This window comes from Streptomyces viridosporus (assembly GCF_002078235.1).
Taxonomy (GTDB): Bacteria; Actinomycetota; Actinomycetes; order Streptomycetales; family Streptomycetaceae; genus Streptomyces; species Streptomyces viridosporus.
In genome coordinates, this window is record NZ_MSGP01000163.1 from 1 (window position 1) to 6,776 (window position 6,776).

The 6,776-nt window shown below is 73.5% G+C and carries 5 protein-coding genes; all 5 read right to left on the reverse strand.

Translation table 11 applies throughout. From position 1 onward, the window contains the following. The coding region (locus B7L92_RS12700) for a glycosyltransferase family 2 protein (protein ID WP_143626311.1) at positions 1–1,127 on the reverse strand (1,127 nt) is incomplete at its 3' end. A 146-nt stretch (positions 1,128–1,273) separates the two neighbouring features. Next, entirely contained in the window at positions 1,274–2,188 is a 915-nt protein-coding gene (locus tag B7L92_RS12705; RefSeq protein ID WP_081237525.1) for a carbohydrate ABC transporter permease, read from the reverse strand. Beyond that, positions 2,185–3,534, reverse strand: coding sequence for a carbohydrate ABC transporter permease (locus B7L92_RS12710; protein WP_081237526.1), 1,350 nt, complete (start codon positions 3,532–3,534; stop codon positions 2,185–2,187). Before B7L92_RS12710 ends, B7L92_RS12705 begins: the two co-directional genes overlap by 4 nt. 7 nt (positions 3,535–3,541) lie before the next feature. After that, entirely contained in the window at positions 3,542–4,966 is a 1,425-nt protein-coding gene (locus B7L92_RS12715; RefSeq protein WP_081237527.1) for an ABC transporter substrate-binding protein, read from the reverse strand. Between the two features lie 162 nt (positions 4,967–5,128). After that, a partial coding sequence (locus tag B7L92_RS12720) for an FtsK/SpoIIIE domain-containing protein (protein ID WP_255310917.1) occupies positions 5,129–6,776 on the reverse strand: 1,648 nt, incomplete at its 5' end.

A 6,776-nucleotide genomic window follows, 5' to 3' on the forward strand; every position in this document is an offset into this window, starting at 1 on the left:
TCCAGGGCGGCCGGGCCGCCGCCGTCGGCGCGGGCGGTGAAGACGGCGCGGTCGGCGCGCAGCGGGAGCAGCCGCTGGAGGCGGTAGTGCAGGAGCAGGGCGGCGGAACGCAGGGCCGACGCCGTCCTTCCGAAGAGCCGGGCCGCCCTGCGGCGCAGGGCCGCCGCCAGCCGGAGGGCCCGGTAGGTGCGGTGCAGGCCGAACCGGACCAGCGTGTGGTGGACCCGGGTGCGCGCGGGGACGGGCGCGCCGGGCGCGTAATGGCGCCGGCAGTGGGAGCGGGCCCGGCGCAGGAAGGCGGCGTGCGTCCCGCGCGGCAGCCGGTCCCGCCGGGTGTACACGGTCACGAGGTGGTCGACCATGCGGCGGAACAGCACCGGCCGCCAGCGCTCCAGGCAGGGGTGCTCGTCGAGGTACGCGAACACCCGGTCGTACTGGTCGTAGACGTCGAAGTGCCGTTCGCTGGCGGTGCGCAGGATGCCGCCGGCCCGCCGCTGCCGGTAGTGCACGCACACCCGGTCCAGGGTCGCGATCGACCCCGCCGTCATCAGGACCGGGTACGTCCACGGGGTGTCCTCGTAGTAGCCGGGCGGGAAGGCGAAGCCCGCCTGCTCCACGAACTCCCGCCGGTACGCCTTGTTCCAGGCCACCATCAGCAGGTCGAGCAGCCCCGGCCGGTCCACCAGCCGGAACGGTGCCGGGCCCCGTTCGGCGAGCTGCGCGGCGATCCGGTTGCGCACGGCCTCGCCCGACCAGTACGTGCGCGCGTAGTCGTAGACCAGGACGTCCGGGTCGCCGGTCTCCTCCAGCCGGCCGGCGATCGCCAGGAGCGCGTCGGGGGCGAGGGTGTCGTCGCCGTCCAGGAACACCAGGTAGTCGCCCGTCGCCCGCTCCGTCCCGGCGTTGCGGGCCGGGCCGAGGCCCGTGTTCCGGGGCAGGTGCACGGCCCGCACGCGCGGGTCGCGGGCGGCGAACTCGTCGATCACCGCGCCGCACGCGTCCGGCGAGCAGTCGTCGACGGCGATCAGTTCGAGATCGGTGTACGACTGGGACAGCACCGATTCCAGGCACTCGTGCAGGTACGCCTGGACCTGGTACGCGGGGACAATGACACTGAACCTGGGCAAGGGGCATCCATCGGTCGGTGCGGGCGTTCGGCCCGGCAACGGCCGCTGGGCCGACTTGGTTACGCCGCCTGCGGCATCCGGGGGAATCCGGTCACACGAAGGGGCGGACCCGCACCGGTCCGCCCCCTTCCGGCCCCGTGCCCGGGCTATTTCACCGCGCCCGCCATCACACCGGAGACGAACTGCCGCTGGAACGCGAAGAACACGACCAGCGGGATCACCATCGAGATGAACGCGCCCGGCGCCAGCACGTCGATGTTGTTGCCGAACTGCCGTACCTGCGTCTGCAGGGCGACCGTGATCGGCTGGCTCCCGGCGTCCGAGAAGATCAGCGCGACCAGCAGGTCGTTCCACACCCACAGGAACTGGAAGATGCCCAGCGCGGCGATCGCCGGCCCGGCGAGCGGCATCACGACCCGGACGAACAGGCGCAGTTCGCCCGCGCCGTCCAGCCGGGCCGCCTCCAGCAGCTCCTTCGGGATCTCCGCGAAGAAGTTCCGCAGGAGGAACACCGCGAACGGCAGACCGAAGCCGACGTGGAAGAGGACCACACCGACCAGGGAGCCGAAGATGCCGAGGGCGCCGAAGAGTTCGGCGATCGGGATCAGCGCCACCTGCACCGGCACCACCAACAGCCCCACCACACCGAGGAACCACCAGTCCCGGCCGGGGAACTCCATCCAGGCGAAGGCGTATCCGGCCAGCGAGCCGATCACCACCACCAGCACGGTCGCCGGCACGGTGATGTAGACCGTGTTCAGCAGGGAGCCCGTGATGTCGCCGTTCTCCAGCAGCGTCTCGTAGGCGCCGAAGGTGAGTTGCGAGGGCTCGGTGAGCACCTTCCACCAGCCGTCGGCGGCCATGTCCTGCGGAGTGCGCAGACTGGCCAGCAGCAGCCCGACCGTCGGCACCAGCCAGAACAGGCCGACGACGATCAGGAAGACGCGGACCAGTCCGCCGCTCACCCACGCGCCGAGCCTCGACCCCAGTGACCGCTCGGCCCCGACGGTGCCGACCGGCGGCGGGGCCGCCCCGGTGACCCTCCCGGCGTCCGTGCTCATCGCCGCACCTCCCGCCTCAGCCTGCGGATGTTGAACCACATCACCGGGATCACCAGGAGCAGCAGGAACACCGCGATCGCGCTGGCGATGCCCGGCTGGTCCGCGGCGAAGCCCTTGCGGTACAGCTCCAGCGCGAGGACGTTCGCGTCGTCCTGGGAGGAGCCCGGGGCGATGATGAAGACCAGGTCGAACACCTTCAGCACGTTGATCATCAGGGTGACGGTGACGACCGCGAGGACCGGTGCCAGCAGGGGCACCGTGATCCGTCTGAAGACCTGCCACTCGTTGGCGCCGTCCACCCGGGCGGCCTCCAGCAGCTCCCGGGGCATGCCCGCGAGGCCGGCCGCGATCAGCACCATCGCGAAGCCCGCCCACATCCAGATGTACGAGCCGATGATGGCGGGCGTGACCAGCGACGGCCCCAGCCAGTCCACGCCGTTGTACGGCTCCTTGAAGTTGCTCGCCGGCAGCCGCAGACGGGCGCCGTCGGCCTTCGACGACAGGGAGAAGGTGCCGTCGGCGCCCGCCGTGGCCGTCTCCACCACCTTGCCGTCCCTGACGGCCTCGATCCTCATCCCCGCGTAGCCCAGTTCGCCGGCGTCGACGCCGTTCAGCGTGCCGACGCCCTTGCCCCGGGTGAAGTCCTGCCAGGTGGTGCCGGTGATCCGGTCGCCCTGCGGCTTCGGCGCCGCGGCCCGCTCCGCGTCGTCCGGCATCAGGTCCGGGGCGACCCCGACCAGCGGCAGCGTGACCGTGTCGCCCGCGCTCACCGCCTCCTTGGTGACGAAGGCGCCCCCGCCGGCCGGCTCCAGCGGCGACTCGCGGCCCGGGTGCGCCTTCGGGAACGCCGAGGACTGGGCGAAGGTGTCGTGCACCCCCACCCACACCGCGTTCGCCACGCCCTTGTCCGGGTCCTGGTCGTACACCAGGCGGAAGATGATGCCCGCCGCGAGCATCGAGATCGCCATCGGCATGAAGACGACCAGTTTGAACGCCGTTCCCCAGCGCACCCGTTCGGTCAGCACCGCGAAGACCAGACCGAGCGCGGTCGCCACCGTCGGCGCGAACACCACCCAGACGACGTTGTTCTTCAGGGCCGTGCGGATGCCGTCGTCCGTGAACAGCGCCCGGTAGTTGTCGAACCCGGCGAACCCGTCGCCGGACTGGTCGTAGAAGCTGCGGACGACGGAGTACCCGATCGGGTAGACCACGAGCGCACCGAGCAGGACGAGCGCGGGCAGCAGGAACAGCGCCGCGACGGTGGTGCGGGTGCCGGTGACGCTCTTGCGCGACTTGGGAGCGGCAGGGGCCGTCTTCGACGCCCCTGCCGCCGTGTCCGACGCCATCGCCGGTTCAGTTCCCGTACGCCGCGGCCGCGTCGGCCTCCAGCCTCCGCTGGGTCCCCGCGACGTCCTTCGGATCCTTCAGGAAGTCCTGCAGCGCCTTCCACTCGCCCTTGCCGGGCGTGCCGCCGAAGGCCTGCGGGGCCTGGTCGGACATGTCGAAGCGGAAGTCGTCACCGGCGCCGATGAGCGCCTCGGCCATCTTCTGCTGCACCGCGTTCGGGTACGCCGAGCTCGGCACGTTCTTGTTCGGCGACAGGTAACCGCCCAGCTTCGCCTGGATGCCCGCCGCGTCCGGGGAGGCGAGGAAGGTCACCAGCGCCTGCGCCGCCTTCGAGTCCTTCAGGATCACGGCCGCGTCGCCGCCGGACACCACGGGCGCGGTGTCGCCGACCGCCGGGAACGGGAACACCTTCGCGTCCGTGCCGACCTTCGCCTTGGTCTCGCCGATGTTGACCTGCACGAAGTCGCCCTCGTAGACCATGGCGGCCTTGGGCTGGTCACCGCCGGTGAAGGTCTGCGTCACCGACTCCGGGAACTCCGTCTGCAGCGCGCCGCGCGCGCCGCCCGCGACGTAGTCCTTCTTGCCCCAGATCTCCGCCAGCGTGGTCAGCGCCTCCTTGACGGAGGGGTCCGTCCACTTGATCTCGTGCGCGGCCAGCTGGTCGTACTTCTCCGGGCCGGCCTGGGAGAGGTAGATGTTCTCGAACCAGTCGGTCAGCGTCCAGCCGTCGGCGCCGCCGACCGAGAACGGGGTCACGCCGGAGTCGTACACCGTCTGCGCGGTGGTGAGCAGCTCGTCCCAGGTCTTCGGCTCACTCGCGCCCGCGTTCTCGAAGACCTGGGCGTTGTACCAGATCAGCGACTTGTTGGCGGCCTTGTAGTAGACGCCGTACGGCCGGCCGTCGACCTTGCCGATGTCCTGCCAGCCCTGCGAGTAGTTCTTCGCCAGCTCCGCCTGCGCCTCGGCGCCCAGCGGCTTGGCCCACTTCTTGTCCACCGCCTGCTTGATGGCGCCGGGCTGCGGCAGCAGCGCCACGTCCGGCGGGGCACCGCCCGCGATCTTCGAGCCGAGGAAGTTGATGATCGGATCCTGGGCGGGGACGAAGGTCACCTTCGCGCCGGTGCGCTTCTCGAACTCCGCGAGGACCTTCTTGAAGTTGGCCTGTTCGGCGCCGGTCCACACGGCGGCCACCGAGAGGTTCGCGCCGTCCAGCTTCGGAAGGGTGACGGTGGTGCCGGTGTCCCCGGTGCCGCCGCCCTTGCCGCCGCTCTCGTCGTCGCCGTCGTCGTCGCCTCCGCAGGCGGTGAGCGAGACCGCGAGCACACCCGCGACGACGGCGGCCGCGGCTCTCGCGGCCCCGCGGGTGCGGGGGACCGGCGTGCGGTTGTCGGGCGACCTGCGTATCCGGATGATCCTGCTCGTCCTGCGCATCACTGCCCCGTTCTGTGTACTCCGTCGTACCTCGTCGAACGTCGAGCTTGCCCCGTGCGCTCTGGTCTACGCCCGGGGAGTCGGGTCGGCAAGAGTGCGTCCGGTGTCAAGTCCGGGATCGTGACCGCGTCGTGACGGTGCATCAGCCAGCTGGTGCGCGCGTTAGAGGAGTGACGGCACCTCGGCCGCGGAGACCTGCCGGGCGGCCCGCTCCAGCGCGCTGGCGAGCAGGGCGAGGTCGGTCGGACCGTTGCCCAGTTCCCGCACCTGGCGCCGGGCCGGGGGGTCGCCCATGCGGTGCCACTCCAGCGGCACGACCGTGGGGCGCAGGGTCGCCGTCCGCGGGATGCGGCCGGTCACCCGCCCGCCCTGGAACGCGGTCACCCGGCCGTCCGGGTGGGTCAGCCGGCCGCGCCCCGGCGCCGGTGCGTCCGGCCCCGGGGGCTCGGGCGCGTCGAGCGCGACCCGCACGGTCGCCTGCCGCACCGGCTCGGTCCGGGCCGTACGGGCGCACGGGCCGGTGGCCGCGACCAGGTGCACGCCCAGCCGCTCCCCGTCCCGCGCCACGGCCTCCAGCGCCCGCATCACCGATCCGGCGGCGGGCCGCCCCGGCGCGCCGAGCGCGGGGGAGACCAGCGCGTCCAGGTCGTCCACGACGACCACCAGCCGGGGCAGCGGCGGCGGCACGGCCTCCGCCCGGCGCCGGGCCGCTCCCGGCCGCAGCCGCAGCGTCGTACTGGGCGGGGGGTCCAGGTCCCCGTCGGGCTCGCCGCCGGTGCCCGCCGGGCCGCGCCGCGCGGCCGTGCGCTGCGCGACCATCCGGTCCGACAGCGCGCGCCCGGTGTGCCACTCCACGAAGTCGGACCGGCCGAGCAGTTCGGCGCGCCGCTTCAGCTCGGCGCTCAGCGACTGGGCGAACTCCCGCATCCGCACCGGGTCGTTGGCGGTGAGGTGGGTGGTGACGTGCGGGACGTCCGTGCACACGCGCAGGCCCTCGCCGGGCCCCTCGTCCGTCACGGGGCCGCCCCTGCCGTCGACCAGCACGATGCCCAGCCGGTCGGGCCGCTCGGCGGCGGCCAGCGAGGCGACGACCGCGCGCAGCAGCTCGGTACGGCCGCTGCCGGGCACCCCCTCGACCAGCAGGTGCGGACCGTCGGCGACGAGATCGGCGGCGACCGGGCCGCGCGGTCCGGCGCCCAGCACGGCGGTGACGCGTCCGCCGAGCGCCAGGGTGTCGTCGGCCGCGTCCGCCCAGCGGGCCATCAGCGAGGCGGGGGTGGCGCGGGCCAGGCCCAGTTCGTCCAGCAGCCGCGCCGACCGGGGCAGCGGCGCCGACACGCGCGCGTGCCGCTCCCCGGCGGTGCCGTTCGTACGCAGCGGCGCGAGGGCCCGCGCGAACCGCTCGGCCCAGGCGGGGGAGACCGCGTCGACGGTGGCGAGGGTGCCGTGCCCGACCGGGCCGGGAGCGGCCCCGGAGCCGGTCCGGGCCACCCGCAGCAGCCGCAGGGCGGTCGCCACGTCCCCGCTGAGCAGGGCGACGGCACCGCACTCCCGGAACGCCGGTGCCGCCGCGCAGGCCGCCTCGTACGTCTGCGACAGCGGGGACGCGGGGGAGGCGGCGGCCGTCTCGGCGAGGCACACCAGGTGGATCCCGGCCCGCGGCCCCTCCACGGCCAGCCGCGTCAGCGCCTCGCGCGCCTCGGCGCTCCCCGGGTCGCCGTCCACGACGACCACGGTGTACGACCCGGGGGAGCCGCCCGCCGGGCCGGCGTCCCGGGCCCAGGAGGGGCGCCGGTCGGCCGGAGCGGGC